The organism is Sphingomonas sp. GW821-FHT09E03 (assembly GCF_059416225.1).
In genome coordinates this window covers 489,753-504,558 of record NZ_JBWKOS010000004.1, presented here as the reverse complement: position 1 = coordinate 504,558, position 14,806 = coordinate 489,753, and the positions used below count along the sequence as shown (strand labels likewise).

Below are 14,806 nucleotides of genomic sequence, written 5' to 3'. Positions count from 1 at the left end.
CAATATGCCGAGGCCCGCCTCGATGCCGCCGCCATCGTCGATACCGTGCTCACCGCGCTGCGCCATAACAGCACGGCCAGCGAAGCCTCGGCATGCTGATCGCCCGGGCGCTGCTCGTTGGCTGCGTGCTGCTCGGCACCGGCGCGGCGGCGGCGCCCGATGGAGCGCTGTCGGTGCGCGTCACCAACGTCCGCAACGCCAAGGGCCAGGTGCATGTAGACGTCTGCCCGCAGGCGGCATTCCTCAAGGACTGTCCCTATACGGCGGTGGCGCCGGCGCATGAGGGCGTGACCGTCGTCACCGTCCATGGCCTGCCTGAGGGCACCTATGCGGTCCAGGCGTTCCACGACGAGAACAGCAACCGCAAGGTCGATCGTGCGATCTTCGGCCTGCCCAAGGAGGGCGTCGGCTTTTCCAACGACGCGCCGATCCGGATGGCGCCGCCGAAATGGGAGGCGGCGCGCTTCACGTTCGACGGCCACGGCCAGACCATCCAGCTGAAACTGAAGTATTTCCTCTAGCATGACGATGTCCGCCGCGCTCGCCGGGCTGATCCCGCGGCTCGTCTCGGCGAGCATCCGCCGGCCCTGGCTCACCGCGCTGCTCGGCCTCGCGGTCGCGGCGCTGGCGCTGCTGTTTACCGCCAGCCACTTCTCGATGACCACCGACACCGGCGCGCTGATCTCGCCCGATGTCGACTGGCGGCGGCAGGAGCGGGCGATGAAGCAGGCCTTCCCGCAGCTGAGCGACGTGATGCTGATCGTCGTCGACGGCGAGACCTCGGAACTCGCCGAGCACGGCGCCGCGACGCTGGCGATCAAGCTCGCCGCCGATCCACGCCACTTCCAGCTCGTCCGCCGCCCGGACGGCGGTCCGTTCTTCGCCAGCGAAGGCCTGCTGTTCGGTTCGCCTGCCGAGGTGCGCAGCGCCACCGCCGCGCTGATCAAGGCGCAACCGCTGCTCGGGCCGCTCGCCGCCGATCCATCGCTGCGCGGCGTCACCGTGTCGCTGTCGACGCTGCTCGACGGTGTCGCCGCGGGCTCGGCGACGCTCGCGCAGATCGATCGCCCGATGCGTGCGCTGGCCGGCGCCACCGATCGCTCGCTCGCCGGCAAGCCGGCTTTCTTTTCGTGGCAGGCGCTGTTCGCCGAGGGCGGCAGCGCCTTGTCCGCGCCCAAGCGGCGGCTCATCCTGGTCCGCCCGATCCTCGATTATGGCTCGCTGACGCCGGGCAAGGATGCCGCCCGCGCGGTGAGCGCGGCAGCCGCGGCGTTGCAGCTCGATGCCGGCCATGGCGTCCGTGTTCGCCTCACCGGCGAGGTGCCGCTGGCGGACGAGGAGTTCGCCACGCTCGAGGAGAATATCGGCCTTGTCGGGCTGGTGATGGTCGCGGCGATGCTCGTCACCTTGTGGTTCGCGACCCGTTCGGTGCGGCTGATCGCCGCGATCATGGGGACGATCGTGGTCGGGCTGGTGGTGACCACCGCGGTCGGCATGGCGGCCGTGGGCCGGCTCAACCTCATCTCGGTCGCGTTCATCCCGCTGTTTGTCGGGCTCGGCGTCGATTTCGGCATCCAGATCTGCGTGCGCTTCAACGCCGAGCGCGCCGACGGCGCCGATCCGGCCGCGGCGCTGCGCCGCGCCGCCGCTGCGCTCGGCGCGCCGCTGCTGCTCGCGGCGGGCGCGGTGTTCCTCGGCTTCGGTGCCTTCCTCCCGACCGCTTATGTCGGCATTGCCGAGCTTGGCGTGATCGCCGGCCTCGGCATGGTGATCGCGCTGGCGTTCAGCGTCACGCTGCTCCCGGCGCTGATCATGGTGTTGCGTCCAGGCGCGCCGGCCCGCGAGGTCGGTTTCGCGCAGCTCGCCCCGGTCGACCGCTTTCTCGAGACCAGGCGCCGCGGCGTGCTGTGGGCGTTCGGCGTGTCGATGGCGGTGAGCATCGCGCTGCTGCCCTGGGTCACGTTCGACTTTAATCCGCTCCACCTGCGCGATCCCCACGGCCCGGCGATGAGCACGCTCGCCGATCTCACCCGCGATCCCTCGCGCACCCCCAACACGATCGACATCCTCGCCGCCGATCATCGCCAGGCGGTAAGCCTCATGGGCCGGCTGTCGCACCTGCCAGAAGTCAAACAGGTGATCTCGGTCGACAGCTTCGTGCCCGCTGACCAGCCCGCCAAGCTCGCGACGATCCAGGATGCGAGCGTGCTGCTCGATTTGACGCTTAACCCGTTCGACGTCGCGCCGCCCGCCACCGACTCCGAGCGGGTCGCCGGGCTGCGGATGGCTGCGGCCAAGCTGCGCCAGGTCGCGGGCGCCGCCGATGGCGGCGATGCGCGGGCGCTCGCGACCAGCTTCGAGCGGCTCGCCGCGGCGCCGGTGGCGGCGCGCGACCAGGTGGACGCGATGCTGTCGCAGCCGCTTGGCGTGATGCTCGACGGTGCCCGCGCCGCGCTCCAGGCGCAGGGCGTCACGGCGGCGACGCTCCCCGCCGAGCTGGTTCGCGACTGGCGCACGCCGGCGGGCCAATATCGCTTGTCGGTGTTCCCGTCGGGCGACGCCAACGACAATCGGGTGATGGAGCGGTTCCGCGGCGCGGTCACCCGCATCGCACCGCAGGCCACCGGGCTGCCGGTCGCGACCCAGGCGGCGGCGTTTACCATCGCCGGGGCGTTCGTCCAGGCCGGCGCCATCGCGCTGGTGCTGGTCAGCCTGCTGCTGTTCGCGGTGTTGCGCGACGTGCGCGAGGTGGCGTTCACGCTGGCGCCGGTGGTGCTGTCGATCTTCCTCACGCTCGGCACCTGCGTGGTGATCGGCCAGCCGATCAACTTCGCCAACATCATCGCCTTTCCCCTGCTGTTCGGGGTCGGCGTTGCCTTCCACATCTATTTCGTGATGGCGTGGCGTGGCGGCGCCACCGAGCTGCTCCAGTCGAGCCTCGCGCGCGCGGTGCTGTTCAGCGCGCTGGCGACCGGCACCGCCTTCGGCAGCCTGTGGCTGTCGCACCATCCGGGCACCGCGAGCATGGGCAAGATCCTGATGATCTCGCTCGCCTGGACGCTGATCTGCGCATTGGTGTTCGAGCCCGCGCTGCTCGGCCCGCCGCGGCGGGAGCGGGCGTAGGCGCTCAGCCTTGCGGCGTTGCGGGCGCCGCGGGATCCGCCAGCGGATCGGACAGTTCTGGCGACGTCACCGGGGCCGGGCTGGCCGCCGGCGCCGCTGACCCGGGCGCGGTTGTCGGCGCCGCCGGATCGTCGAGCGGGTCCGACAGCTCGGGGCTCGCCGCCGGCGCCGCGGTGCCGGAGGGGTCGGCGAGCGGATCGTCGAGCTCTGCCCCGGCGTTTGCCTTTTTCGCGCCTTTCAACTGCTGGATCTCGGCGATGCGGTTCTGCAGATACACCGAGCGCAGCGTCGCATAGGGGTCAACCGCGCCGGCGAACAGCGCATTGAGGTCGTCGTCGGCCTCGGCACGCGCGTCGAGGCCCGACAGCACGCCCTTGGGGATCTGATATTCGAGCCGGTCGAACGGTGAGCCGACCGCGAGCGGCAGCGCCAGCGCGTCGCCGCGGCCGCCGATCAGGTCGCGCAAGGTGGTCGGCCCGACGAATGGCAGGAACAGATAGGGTCCCGACTTGACGCCGTAGAAGGCGAGGGTGTTGCCGAGGCCGTTGTCGCGATGCGGCAGCTTCACGCCCGGCGTCTTGGCCATGTCGACCAGCCCGCCGAACCCCAGGGTCGAGTTGATCAGGAACCGCCCTGCCGTCTCGGCTGCCTTGCCGGGTTTCAGCTGGAGCAGATAGTTGAGGAAGACGATCGGCTCGCCGAGGTTGCGGATGACGTTGCGGATGCCGCCGCGCACCACCTTGGGCAGCGCATGCTTGTAGCCCATCGCCGCCGGCCGGAAGAAGCGCCGGTCGAAGCCCTGATGGGCGCGGAACATCCGCCGGTTAAAGCCCTCGAGCGGGTCGCCCTTGGCGTGATGCGCGCGGGGCGCCGGTGCTGCGACCACCACCGGCGCCACCTCTTGCCCGGCCGGCGGCAAGACGGGCGCTGCCGCGAGCAGGGCAGGGAGCAGCGCCGGCAGCAGGATCATCTCAGTTGCCGCCCTTGGCGGCGAGATCGTTGAGGTGGCCGATCAGCGCCTTGGCGCCGCCGCTCTGCAGCACGCCGGCGAAATCGGAGCGGCGCGTGGCGAGCTGGCTGATCGAGTTGCGGTAGAAGACGTCGATGATCTTCCAGCTGCCGCCGCTCGCCCGCAGGCGATAGGAGAGGGCGACCGGCGCGCCCTTGCCGGCAAGCGTGGTGCGCACCAGCTTGTCGCCGCCGCGCGCGTCCACCTTGGGGTCGATCGTGAACGCCTGGCCGGACCAGCTGCTGAAGTTGCTGGCATATTGCGCGATTGTCATTCGCCGGAACGCGGCGACCAGCGCGGTCTGGTCGGCGGGGGCGATGGCGGTCCAGCCGCTGCCGACCGCGAGCCGGGTCATCAGCGGCAGATCGAAGCTGCGGTCGATCACCGGGCCGATCTGCGCGGCCCGGGCACTTGCCGGCTTGCCGCTCTTCATGATCGCGAGCAGGCCGTCGTCGAGCGCCTTGACGGATCCCTGGGCGGGATCGGCCTGGGCCAGCGCCGGGACGGGGGCAAGGATGGCGGCGAGCAGCAAAGCGGCAGAAAGCGGGCGCATGGCAATACCTTCGGAACGACGAAGGTCGTCGCTTACCGGCGCCGGCGGGCGAGGTCCAGAATGACCGAACCCGATCGGCCACGACGGGACGGAAACGCTGTTTCCATAAAATCGCCGGATTTTTGACTTCCCCGTGACACTGCCAGAGGTTAATTGCAGTGCAACACCGGGGGCCTGGTCCGACGTCGAGTGCGGCGCGGCCGGAAGCCAAGAAGGACAAGTTTCTGCTGACCATCGATTCCATGCCTGGTCATGATGCCGACCCCGCGGCGGCGACCGCTAGCGGTGCGACGCTCGAGATCATCCTCGCTCAGCCGCGCGGCTTCTGCGCCGGCGTGGTCCGCGCGATCGAGATCGTCGAGAAGGCGATCGAGCGCTATTCGGCGCCGGTCTACGTGCGCCACGAGATCGTCCACAACCGCCACGTGGTCGAGAAGCTGCGCCGCAAGGGCGCGGTGTTCGTCGAGGACCTCACCGAGATCCCCGCCGGCGCCACCACCATCTTCAGCGCCCATGGCGTCGCCCGCAGCGTTCAGGAAGAAGCCAAGCTGCGCGAGCTGCCGGTACTCGACGCGACCTGCCCGCTCGTTACCAAGGTCCACATCCAGGGTCGCCGCTACGCCAAGTCGGGCCGCACCATCGTGCTGATCGGCCATGCCGGCCATGTCGAGGTGATCGGCACCATGGGCCAGGTCGATGCGCCGATGCACCTCGTTTCCACCCCGGAAGACGTTGCCGCGCTCGACATCCCGACCGATACGCCGATCGCCTATGTCACCCAGACCACGCTCAGCGTCGACGACACCCGCGGCGTCATCCTCGCGCTCCACGAGCGCTTTGCCGATGTCGAGGGGCCGGACGTGTCGGAGATCTGCTACGCCACCCAGAACCGGCAGTCGGCGGTGCGCGACCTGTCGCGGGTCAGCGACCTGCTGATCGTAGTCGGCGCCAAGAACAGCTCCAATTCGAATCGCCTGCGCGAGATCGGCGAGGAAATGGGGCTGCCGAGCTATCTGGTCGACGATGGCGACGGCGTGGATCCAGCCTGGCTCGAGGGTGTTGCTGCCGTCGGCATCACGGCCGGTGCCTCGGCGCCCGACGAGCTGGTCGACAGCGTCATCACCGCGCTGCGCCGGCTGCGCCCGGTGCGGGTGTCGCAGCTTGACGGCATCGAAGAGAAGGTCGAATTCGCGCTCCCGCTCGAACTCAGGCCCGCCCGCGCTCCGCGCGTCGCGGCCGAATAGGAATTATCGATGGGTCTCCCCCTCAGCCAAGTCGCCCGCATCGGCAGTTATGTCGTCAAGAACCAGATCAAGGGCGGCAAATACCCGCTGGTGCTGATGCTGGAGCCGCTGCTCCGCTGCAATCTCGCCTGCGCGGGCTGCGGCAAGATCGATTATCCCGATCCCATTCTCAACCAGCGGCTGAGCTATGACCAGTGCATGGCGGCGATCGACGATTGCGGCGCGCCGGCGGTGTCGATCGCGGGCGGCGAGCCCTTGCTCCACCGCGAGATGCCCAAGATCGTCCAGGGCTATATCGACCGCAAGAAGTTCGTCATCCTGTGCACCAACGCACTGCTGATGAAGAAGAAGATCGACGACTATAAGCCTTCGCCCTTCTTTACTTGGTCGATCCACCTCGACGGTGATCAGGCCGCGCACGACAAGTCGGTGTGCCAGGACGGCGTTTATGACGTCGCCAAGGATGCGATCGCGCTCGCCAAGTCGAAGGGCTTCCGCGTCCAGGTCAATTGCACCGTGTTCGATGGCGCCGATCCGGCGCGCACCGCGGCCTTCTTCGACGACATGGAAGCCCATGGCGTCGAGATCACGATCTCGCCGGGCTATGCCTATGAGCGCGCGCCCGACCAGGCGCATTTCCTCAATCGCGAACGCACCAAGAATTTCTTTCGCGACGTGTTCTCGCGCGGCAACGGCGGCAAGGACTGGACCTTCACCAATTCGCCGCTGTTCCTCGACTTCCTCGCCGGCAACCAGACCTATGAATGCACGCCCTGGTCGATGCCGCTGCGCACCGTGTTCGGCTGGCAGAAGCCCTGCTACCTCGTTGGCGAAGGCTATGTGCCGACGTTCGCCGAGCTGATGGAGGGCACCGACTGGGATCAATATGGCGTCGGCAAGTACGAAAAGTGCGCCGACTGCATGGTCCATTGCGGCTTCGAGGGCACGGCAGCGGCCGATTCGATCAAGCATCCGCTCAAGCTGATGAAGGTCGCGATGAAGGGTGTCCGGACCGACGGGCCGATGAAGCCCGACATCGATCTGTCCAACCAGCGCCCGGCCGAGCAGGTCTATTCGTCACACGTCGAGGCCGAGCTCGCCAAGATCAAGGCGGCCGATCCCACCGGTTTCAAGCGCGTCCAGCGCGCCGCGTAACGCCCTGAACGCCCGTTCCGCATCAGTGCCGGTGCGGATCAGGGCGGGGAGCTGGGCCGGTGCCCGCGCGAGACTCGCGAGCACCGCGCCCAGCGCGATCCCGCCATCGGGCTTCATCCCCACCAGCGCCGCCGGCGGCAGGGTGCGCCCGGCATCGTCCGAGATCGCGCGGATCGCGGCGAACGGCAGGCCATGAGCCGCGGCGACTCGGGCGGCGACATGCGATTCCATATCGACCGCGAGCGCACCGGTGGCGGCGTACAGCTGCTGCTTGTCGGTCAGCGTCGCGGCGGGCACATCCTGGCCGACGATCGTGCCGACACGGGCGGTCGGCAGCAGCGCGTGGAGCCGTTCCACGAAGGATCCCCGGCCTTCGTCAGCGGCCAGCGAGGCGATCACCACGTCGCCGACCGTCAGCTCCGGCGACAGCGCGCCCGCGAGCCCGATCGACAGCACCATCTCGACACAGTCATCCCGGCGATCGCTGGGATCTTCACCGGCAAGTGCCCTGCTCGCGGCACGAGATCCCGGCCGTTGCTGGGATGACGATCTGATCGCTTCGGTCAGTTCCCGCTCCAGCCGCGACGCATCGCCGCCGCCGGCCACTGCCACCCAGCCCGCGCGCGCGATCAGCCGCCCCTCTCGCTGCAATCCGCACGCGGCGAGGATCACATCCCGTAGCCTACGGCCTGGGTGTTGGAGCGCTTGAGGTTTCGATAGCGCGCCATCGCCCACAGCGGGAAATATTTGGGATAGCCGTGGTAGCGCAGGTAGAAGACCCGCGGGAAACCACCGCCGGTATAATGCTCCTGGCCCCACAGCCCGTCGGCGTCCTGATGCGCTGCCAGCCAAGCGATGCCGCGCGCCACTGCGTCGCTGTCCACCTCGCCCGCGGCCATCAGCCCAAGCAGCGCCCAGCCGGTCTGCGATGCGGTCGACGGCGCCGGCGTGTAGCCGGTGTAATCGAGGGCGTAGCTGTCGCAATCCTCGCCCCAGCCGCCGTCGCCATTCTGGATGCGCTTGAGCCAGCCGACCCCGCCGGCGACCATCTTGTGCGTCGGCGGCAAGCCCGCGGCGTTGAGCGCGCACAGCACCGACCAGGTGCCGTAGACGTAATTGACGCCCCAGCGGCCAAACCAGCTGCCGTCCGCCTCCTGCTCGCGGTCGAGATAGGCGAGCGCGCGGGCCATCCGCGGGCTGTCGCGCTCGCCGAGCTGCGCGAGCATCGACACGACGCGGGCGCTGACATCGGCGGTGGGCGGATCGAGCAGCGCGCCGTGATCGGAAAAGGGCAGGTTGTTCAGATACTCATAGTCGTTGTCGGCATCGAACGCGCCCCAGCCGCCGCCGCGGCTCTGCAGGCCGACGGTCCATTCGACGCCGCGCTCGATCGCCTTGTCATAGCCGGGGCCGGCCTGTCCGCGCGCGCGGTCCATTGCCATCACCACCACCGCGGTATCGTCGAGATCGGGATAATGATCGTTGTTGTACTGGAATGCCCAGCCGCCGGGGCGCACATCGGGCTTCCACTCCGCCCAGTCGCCCTTGACGTCGAGCACCTGGCGCGGTGTCAGCCAGTCTAGACCACGCACCGCCTCGGCCTCGCAGCCGGCTTCCATCATCGCATGCGCGGCGAGCGCGGTATCCCACACCGGCGACACGCACGGCTGGCAATAGGCCTCGTCGTCGCCGACGATCAGCAGATTGTCGACCGAGCGGCGCGCGATTGCCCGTGCCGGATGATCGGCCGGATAACCCAGGCAATCGAACATCATCAAGCTGTTCGCCATCGCCGGGTAGATCGCGCCGAGCCCGTCCTCGCCGTTGAGCCGCTCGGTGACGAAGGCGACGCAGGCATGGATCGCGCGCTGCCGCATCGCCTTGGGCCACAGCCGATCGCCCGCCTTCAGCAGCCGATCGAGCCCGTGAAAGCCCGCGGTCCACAGCCATTTAGTATCCGCCGCCTTGCTGCCGGGGCGCACCTTGCTGCCGGTATAGAGCTCGTCGACCAGCACGTTTCTGGGATTGCGCGCGACCGGCTTCAGCGCCGCGAGCACCAGCAGCGGCACCACCACGGTGCGCGCCCAATAGGACATCTTGGCGAGGTGGATCGGGAACCAGCGCGGCGTCAGGATCAGCTCGGGCGGCATGGTCGGCACCGTGCTCCACGGCCCGGCGCCGAACAGCGCGAGCTGGATGCGAGTGAAGACGTTGCTTGACGCGGCGCCGCCGGCGGCGAGGATCGCGGCGCGAGCGCGGGCCATGTGCGGTGCCGCGGGATCGTCGCCGATCATCTTCAGCGCATAATAGGCCTTCACGCTGGCGCTGACGTCGAACGCGCCGGCATGGAACAGCCCCCAGCCGTCATGTTCGGCCGACTGGATGCGGCGCAGGTAGCGGCCGATCTTCGCCTCGAGCACGGCATCCACCGGCTCGGCGAGATAATGGCGCAGAAGGATATATTCGGCCGGAATGGTGGCGTCGGCTTCCAGCTCGAACACCCAATGGCCGTCGTCGCGCTGCTGCGCCGCCAGCGCCGCGGCGGCGCGGGCGACCGATGCTTCGACGGCGGCCAGCGAGGGGGGAGAGAGCGTACCGTGCATGGCGCCGCCGTTAGCGTGCATGCCGCCCGCTCGCCAACCCCGCTGCGGTCTCACCAGAGCGCAGCGCGCCCTCGATCGTCGCCGGCAGGCCGGTGTCGGTCCAGTCGCCGGCGAGGAACAGGTTGCGCCAGCGGGTGCGCGCCGGGGGTCGCTTGGCGTTCTGCTCGGGCGTGGCGGCGAAGGTCGCGCGCTTTTCCTTGACGATCTGCCAGCGCGGCATCGGCGCGTCGATCCGAAGCGCCGTGCAGATGTCCGCCCAGAAGGCGTTCGCAAGCGCCTCGCGATCACGGTCGACAAGATGATCGGCGGCGCTCACCGTCACCGAGATTCGGTCCGGCAGCACGAACACCCATTCGGCGGTACCGCCGAACAGCCCGAGCATCGCCGGGGTGCCGGCCGGGAGCGACCCCGCAGGCAGCGCGAAATGGCCGTTGACGATGGCACGATGCTCGTCGGGAATGGTCAGCGCCGGGACCAGCGCCGCGGCGGCCCAGGCGGGAAGGGCGAGAATCACCGCTTCGTCGTCGGCGACTGGCCGCGGCCCGTCGCCCCAGTCGAGCGTCGCCACCCGCTGGTCGGCAAAGCCGATGCCGCGCAGCCGTCGGCCGAGCGCCACGGGGCTGCCCTGCGCCGCGAGCCAGTCGAGCGCGGGATCGATGAACGCGGCGGCGAGGCTCGGCTCGGCGATCCGCGGTCGCATCGCCCGGCCGCCTTTGGCCACCGTCTCGCGCAGCACCGCGCCCGCGAGCCGGGCCGAGCTTTCCCCCGGCGCGGTGTTGAGCGCGGCGAGCAGCACCGGCTCGAGGAAACGGTCCCACACCGGCCCGCTGGTCGCGATCCGGGCGTCGATCCGCTCCTCGCGCCGGCCGAGCAGCCTGGCGAGCGGCAGATAGTCGCGCGCGCGGCTGCCGGGCACGCGCCGGTTGCGGGCGAACACCCACCAGGCGAGTGGCCCATCGTTGATCCGCACCGTCCATCGCTCGTCGGTGGCGAGGTCGCAGAAGGCGAAGTCGGCATGGTCGGGGCCGGTCAGGGGGGTGGTCGCGCCGATCGCGCCGCGGAACCGCGCCACCGCGGGATTACCCGAAAGGACGAGATGATTGCCATTGTCGATCAGCAGACCGAGCTGCGGGTCGTGGTAGGAGCGGCAGCGTCCGCCAGCCTGGGTGGCACCGTCGGCGATGGTCACCGCGAACCCTGCCTGGCGCAGCGCCACCGCCGCCGACAGGCCGGCGAGCCCGGCCCCGGCGATCGTCGCCCGCGCAAAGCTCATCGGGTCAGGCTCAGCCGCAGCGCCGTCCACAACAGACCCGCCTTGGAGACCTTGACCCGTCGCCGCGGCGGCAGCCAGCCTACCTGCTCGGTGCGCGCCAGCACCTTGGCGTACGCCGCCGCCATCAGCCGCGGCGCGATCAGATGGCCCCTGGGCCGCGTCTTGAGGATCGCCTGCGCCTGGGCATAATGGCCATGCGCCTCGGCGGCGAGCGCGCGGGCGACGACGTCGATCCGACGGTCGGCGATCACCTCGGTGGGCACGGTGATCGGGATGCCGGCGCCGGTCAGTTGCTCGAGCGGCAGGTAGACGCGGCCGATCGCGGCATCCTCGTCGATATCGCGCAGAATGTTGGTGAGCTGCAGTGCCCGGCCGAGATGATAGGCGAGCGCCACTCCCGGCCCGTTGTCCATCCCGAAGATCTTGACCGACAGCCGCCCGACCGCCGAAGCGACGCGGTCACAATAGAGATCCAGCGTCGCCGCGTCCGGCCAGCGGATGTCCTCGGCGACATCCATCGCCATGCCATCGATCACCGCGTGGAAATCGGCGCGCTCGAGCCGGAAGCGGCGCACCGCCTCGGCGACGATGATCGCCTGGCCCGGTTCGTCGCCCGCATAGAGCGCGTCGATGTCGCTGCGCCAGCGATCGAGCTGCATCGCGCGGGTGGCGCGGTTGCCCTGCTGGTCGTCGGCGATGTCGTCGACGATCCGGCAGAAGGCGTAGACCGCATACATCGCCTCGCGCTCGGCCTTGGGCAGCACGCGCATGCCCGCATAAAACGAGCTGCCCGCCACCTGCGCCTGCAGCGCCGCCGGGGTCGCCTTGGGGTTCATCGCCGCGCTCCCAAGAGGCTGCCGAGCCCGGCGGTGGCGGCGAGCCACGCCGCCTCGAGCTTGCCATGGTGGACGCGCTCGCTCAGCGGGTCGCGGGTCAGCAGCCGCGCGGTCAGGCTTTCGGCGAGGCGCTGGATGATCGCGACCTCGGCCGCCAGGCGGCGATCGCGGATCATGCCTGCGAACGGCGCGCTCTGCGCGAGCAGCCCTTGCGTGCGCGTCGCCAGCGCGACGATCGTCGCGCGCAGCCCCGGGGTAGCGGCCGGCGCCGCCAGATCCTCGACCCGCGCGCCATGCGCGGCGAGCGCGTCGAGCGGGAGATAGACGCGGTCGATGCTGCGATAGTCCTTGGCGCAATCCTGCAGGTGGTTGATCACCTGCAGCGCCGCGCACAGCGCGTCGGCGGCCGGCCAGGTGGCGCGATCCTCGCCATGGACGTCGAGCACGTAGCGGCCGACCGGCATCGCCGACACCCGGCAGTAATCGATCAGCGCATCCCAGTCGAGATAGCGGGTGACGGTGACGTCGCGCTCGAACGCGTCAAGCAGGTCGTGGGCGTGGACCGGATCCAGCCCCCGCGCGGCGAGCACCGCGTGGAGCGCCAGCGCGTGCGGCTCGGCGCCCTCGCCGGCGAGCCCGCGACGCATCGCGCCGAGCAGCGCGTGCTTGGCGTCGGGCGAGGCGGCGGGCGAATCGGCGATGTCGTCGGCGGCGCGCGCGAAGCGGTAGAAGGCCATGATCGGCGCGCGATGCGCCGGCTTCAGCAGCACCGAGGCGACTGGAAAATTCTCTTGTTTGTGGTCCTTGCCGGACGCGAGGTCGGTTGCGCTGGCCATCATTGCTGCGCCGCCTGGGCGCGTCCCTTCCACATGCCGCCGCGGCCTTGGCCGTGCTGCCATGCCGATAGCAAGGTGCAGCCGGCGTAGAAAGCGGCGATCAGCGGCAGCGCCAGGCTCCACGCCGGCGTGCGGCGATAGACATGCAGCATCGGCAGGAACGAGATCGCCATCAGCAGCCACGCCGCGGCGCCGAGCGCGCGCGCCAGGCCGGTGCCGAACACCGCCAGCAGCGGCGGCGCGGCATAGACCAGCGCCATTCCCACGATCGTGCCCGCGAGCTTGAGCGGCGAGTAATCGAGCTGCGCATAGGCCGAGCGCGAGATCATCGCCGCGATCGGCGCGACCCCGTCATAGGGGCGGATCGAGCGCGAGCGCTCGGTCAGCCCGAGCCAGATCGGCGCCTTGCGCTTGATCAGCGCGCCGAAGGTGCAATCGTCGATCAGCGCGCCCCGGATCGCGGCGATGCCGCCGGCGGCCTCCAGCGTCGTCCGCCGCACGAGCATGCAGCCGCCCGCCGCCGCACCGGCACCGCGGCCGTTCACGCGGCTGAAGGGATAAAGCATCTGAAAGAAGTAGACGAACGCCGGGATCAGCGCGCGCTCGGCGAGATGATCGCAGCGCAGCTTCGCCATCAGTGACACCAGCCCGAGCCCGCCGCCCTCGGCGCGCGTCACCAGCGTGCGCAGCGTATCGGGCGCATGCTCGATATCGGCATCGGTCAGCCACAGATAGGTGGGCGTGCCCGCGGCGGCGATGCCCTGCGACACCGCCCAGAGCTTGCCGGTCCAGCCCGGCGCCAGCGGCTTACCCCGCATCGCCGTCACCCGGCCGCTCGCCAGCCCCATGGCGATGTCGCCGGTGCCGTCGCTGCTGCCGTCGTCGACCAGGATGATCCGGAACTCGCCCGGATAATCCTGTGCCGCGAGGCTGCCGATCGAACGCGCGATGACGTCCGCCTCGTCGCGCGCCGGCACCACCGCGATCACACTCGGCCATGTCGAGGGGGCAGGGGGCAACCCGCGGGTGTCGCGCTGCCGCGCCAGCCAGAAGCCGCCATGGCCGAGCACCAGATACAGCCAGATCGCGAGCGTCGCTGCACCGATCCAGATGGTCGGCGCCATCATCGGATCATCCCCGCGGCGCGGAACCAGTTGATCGCCTCGGCCAAGGCCTCCGAATACGGGCGGGCACGATAACCGAGGTCCGCCTCGGCCTTGGCCGAGCTGTAGAACATCGTGTGCTTGGCCATGCGCAGGCCATCCATGGTGAGGAACGGCTCCTTGCCGGTGATCGTCGCCAGCCGCTCATTGGCCCAGGCGAGCGGAAACAACGGACCGCGCGGCAGGCGCACGGTCGGCGGGCGACGCCCCACCAGCCCCGCAATCGTGCGCAGCATCTCGGCCAGCGCCACATCCTGGCCGCCGAGTACATAGCGTTCGCCGATCCGCCCGCGCTCCATCGCCAGCAGGTGGCCGTGCGCGACGTCGTCGACATGGACGAGGTTGAGCCCGCTGTCGACGAACGCGGGCATGCGGCCGTTGGCGGCCTCGACGATGATCCGCCCGGTCGGCGTCGGGCGCACGTCGCGCGGGCCGATCGGCGTGGAGGGATTGACGATCACCGCGGGCAGCCCGCGGTCGCGAACCATCGCCTCGACCAGCCGCTCGGCGACGACCTTGCTGCGCTTGTAGGCGCCGATCACCGTCTGCTCGGTCGCGGGACGACGCTCGTCGGCAGCGCCGGCGGGGTCGGGCAGCAGGGTGGCGACGCTGCTGGTATAGACCACCCGCTCGACCCCCGCGGCGAGTGCCGCCTCCATCACCGCGGCGGTGCTCGCGCGATTGTTGCGGACGATCTCCTCGGGGTCGGGCGCCCACAAACGGTAGTCGGCGGCGACATGGATGACGCGGGTGACGCCGGTCATCGCCGCCGCCACCGCGGCTCGATCGCGCAGGTCCGCCTCGATCAGCTCGCCGGGAAAATCGGCCAGGTTCGCGCGCGGGCTCGACGAACGCACCACGCCGCGCAGCTGATGGCCTGCGGCGGCGGCCGTGCGGGCGACCGCGGATCCCAGGAAACCGGCGACCCCGGTGACGAGCGTGATAGGCGACGACGACTGCACGGGCGTCCGCCTATACTGAGTTAACCACTGTTGCCAGACCTTGGTGCGC

At 69.9% G+C, this 14,806-nt stretch carries 13 protein-coding genes; 4 read left to right on the top strand and 9 right to left on the bottom strand.

Annotated features, from left to right (window positions below; genetic code table 11):
• The first annotated feature begins 92 nt into the window (after positions 1 to 92).
• Positions 93 to 521: a DUF2141 domain-containing protein gene (locus AC07M8_RS12790; RefSeq protein ID WP_495174689.1), complete on the top strand. Its 429-nt coding sequence runs from the start codon at positions 93 to 95 to the stop codon at positions 519 to 521.
• Between the two features lie 7 nt (positions 522 to 528).
• Positions 529 to 3,123, top strand: a complete 2,595-nt coding sequence (gene hpnN / locus AC07M8_RS12785; RefSeq protein WP_495174716.1) for a hopanoid transporter HpnN — start codon at positions 529 to 531, stop codon at positions 3,121 to 3,123.
• A 4-nt stretch (positions 3,124 to 3,127) separates the two neighbouring features.
• On the opposite strand, the gene AC07M8_RS12780 is transcribed toward hpnN, so the two are convergent.
• Positions 3,128 to 4,093 carry an MlaA family lipoprotein gene (locus AC07M8_RS12780; protein ID WP_495174688.1) on the bottom strand — a complete coding sequence of 322 codons (966 nt, stop codon included), beginning with the start codon at positions 4,091 to 4,093 and terminating at the stop codon, positions 3,128 to 3,130.
• A 1-nt stretch (position 4,094) separates the two neighbouring features.
• A complete protein-coding gene (locus tag AC07M8_RS12775; protein WP_495174687.1) occupies positions 4,095 to 4,685 on the bottom strand; it encodes an ABC transporter substrate-binding protein in 591 nt (196 codons plus the stop codon).
• Between the two features lie 242 nt (positions 4,686 to 4,927).
• On the opposite strand from AC07M8_RS12775, the gene ispH reads away from it, so the two are divergent.
• On the top strand, positions 4,928 to 5,929 hold the full coding sequence (gene ispH / locus AC07M8_RS12770) for a 4-hydroxy-3-methylbut-2-enyl diphosphate reductase (protein ID WP_495174686.1): 1,002 nt from the start codon (positions 4,928 to 4,930) through the stop codon (positions 5,927 to 5,929).
• A 9-nt stretch (positions 5,930 to 5,938) separates the two neighbouring features.
• Positions 5,939 to 7,084 (top strand): adenosyl-hopene transferase HpnH, encoded by a 1,146-nt coding sequence (gene hpnH / locus AC07M8_RS12765; RefSeq protein WP_267393550.1) that lies wholly within the window; start codon positions 5,939 to 5,941, stop codon positions 7,082 to 7,084.
• Here hpnH and AC07M8_RS12760 read toward each other — a convergent pair.
• The 7 genes from AC07M8_RS12760 to hpnA are packed head-to-tail and all read right to left on the bottom strand — an operon-like array spanning position 7,007 to position 14,757.
• Positions 7,007 to 7,756 (bottom strand): phosphorylase family protein, encoded by a 750-nt coding sequence (locus AC07M8_RS12760; protein ID WP_495174685.1) that lies wholly within the window; start codon positions 7,754 to 7,756, stop codon positions 7,007 to 7,009. The genes hpnH and AC07M8_RS12760 overlap by 78 nt on opposite strands.
• Entirely contained in the window at positions 7,753 to 9,687 is a 1,935-nt protein-coding gene (gene shc / locus AC07M8_RS12755; RefSeq protein WP_495174684.1) for a squalene--hopene cyclase, read from the bottom strand. Before shc ends, AC07M8_RS12760 begins: the two co-directional genes overlap by 4 nt.
• A 10-nt stretch (positions 9,688 to 9,697) precedes the next feature.
• Entirely contained in the window at positions 9,698 to 10,960 is a 1,263-nt protein-coding gene (gene hpnE, locus AC07M8_RS12750) for a hydroxysqualene dehydroxylase HpnE (RefSeq protein ID WP_495174683.1), read from the bottom strand.
• Positions 10,957 to 11,796 carry a presqualene diphosphate synthase HpnD gene (hpnD, locus tag AC07M8_RS12745; RefSeq protein WP_495174682.1) on the bottom strand — a complete coding sequence of 280 codons (840 nt, stop codon included), beginning with the start codon at positions 11,794 to 11,796 and terminating at the stop codon, positions 10,957 to 10,959. Before hpnD ends, hpnE begins: the two co-directional genes overlap by 4 nt.
• Entirely contained in the window at positions 11,793 to 12,635 is an 843-nt protein-coding gene (gene hpnC, locus AC07M8_RS12740) for a squalene synthase HpnC (protein ID WP_495174681.1), read from the bottom strand. The genes hpnD and hpnC overlap by 4 nt, the downstream gene beginning before the upstream one ends.
• A complete protein-coding gene (locus tag AC07M8_RS12735) occupies positions 12,632 to 13,756 on the bottom strand; it encodes a glycosyltransferase (RefSeq protein WP_495174715.1) in 1,125 nt (374 codons plus the stop codon). Before AC07M8_RS12735 ends, hpnC begins: the two co-directional genes overlap by 4 nt.
• Positions 13,756 to 14,757: a hopanoid-associated sugar epimerase gene (gene hpnA, locus AC07M8_RS12730; RefSeq protein ID WP_495174680.1), complete on the bottom strand. Its 1,002-nt coding sequence runs from the start codon at positions 14,755 to 14,757 to the stop codon at positions 13,756 to 13,758. The genes AC07M8_RS12735 and hpnA overlap by 1 nt, the downstream gene beginning before the upstream one ends.
• Positions 14,758 to 14,806 lie beyond the last annotated feature (49 nt).

Excerpts from the sequence above, each read along its gene's own strand:
- AC07M8_RS12790 (WP_495174689.1), top strand. The coding sequence starts at position 93 with ATGCTGATCGCCCGGGCGCTGCTCGTTGGCTGCGTGCTGCTCGGCACC.
- hpnN (WP_495174716.1), top strand. The coding sequence starts at position 529 with ATGTCCGCCGCGCTCGCCGGGCTGATCCCGCGGCTCGTCTCGGCGAGC.
- AC07M8_RS12780 (WP_495174688.1), bottom strand. The coding sequence starts at position 4,093 with ATGATCCTGCTGCCGGCGCTGCTCCCTGCCCTGCTCGCGGCAGCGCCC.
- AC07M8_RS12775 (WP_495174687.1), bottom strand. The coding sequence starts at position 4,685 with ATGCGCCCGCTTTCTGCCGCTTTGCTGCTCGCCGCCATCCTTGCCCCC.
- ispH (WP_495174686.1), top strand. The coding sequence starts at position 4,928 with ATGCCTGGTCATGATGCCGACCCCGCGGCGGCGACCGCTAGCGGTGCG.
- hpnH (WP_267393550.1), top strand. The coding sequence starts at position 5,939 with ATGGGTCTCCCCCTCAGCCAAGTCGCCCGCATCGGCAGTTATGTCGTC.
- shc (WP_495174684.1), bottom strand. The coding sequence starts at position 9,687 with ATGCACGGTACGCTCTCTCCCCCCTCGCTGGCCGCCGTCGAAGCATCG.
- hpnE (WP_495174683.1), bottom strand. The coding sequence starts at position 10,960 with ATGAGCTTTGCGCGGGCGACGATCGCCGGGGCCGGGCTCGCCGGCCTG.
- hpnD (WP_495174682.1), bottom strand. The coding sequence starts at position 11,796 with ATGAACCCCAAGGCGACCCCGGCGGCGCTGCAGGCGCAGGTGGCGGGC.
- hpnC (WP_495174681.1), bottom strand. The coding sequence starts at position 12,635 with ATGATGGCCAGCGCAACCGACCTCGCGTCCGGCAAGGACCACAAACAA.
- AC07M8_RS12735 (WP_495174715.1), bottom strand. The coding sequence starts at position 13,756 with ATGGCGCCGACCATCTGGATCGGTGCAGCGACGCTCGCGATCTGGCTG.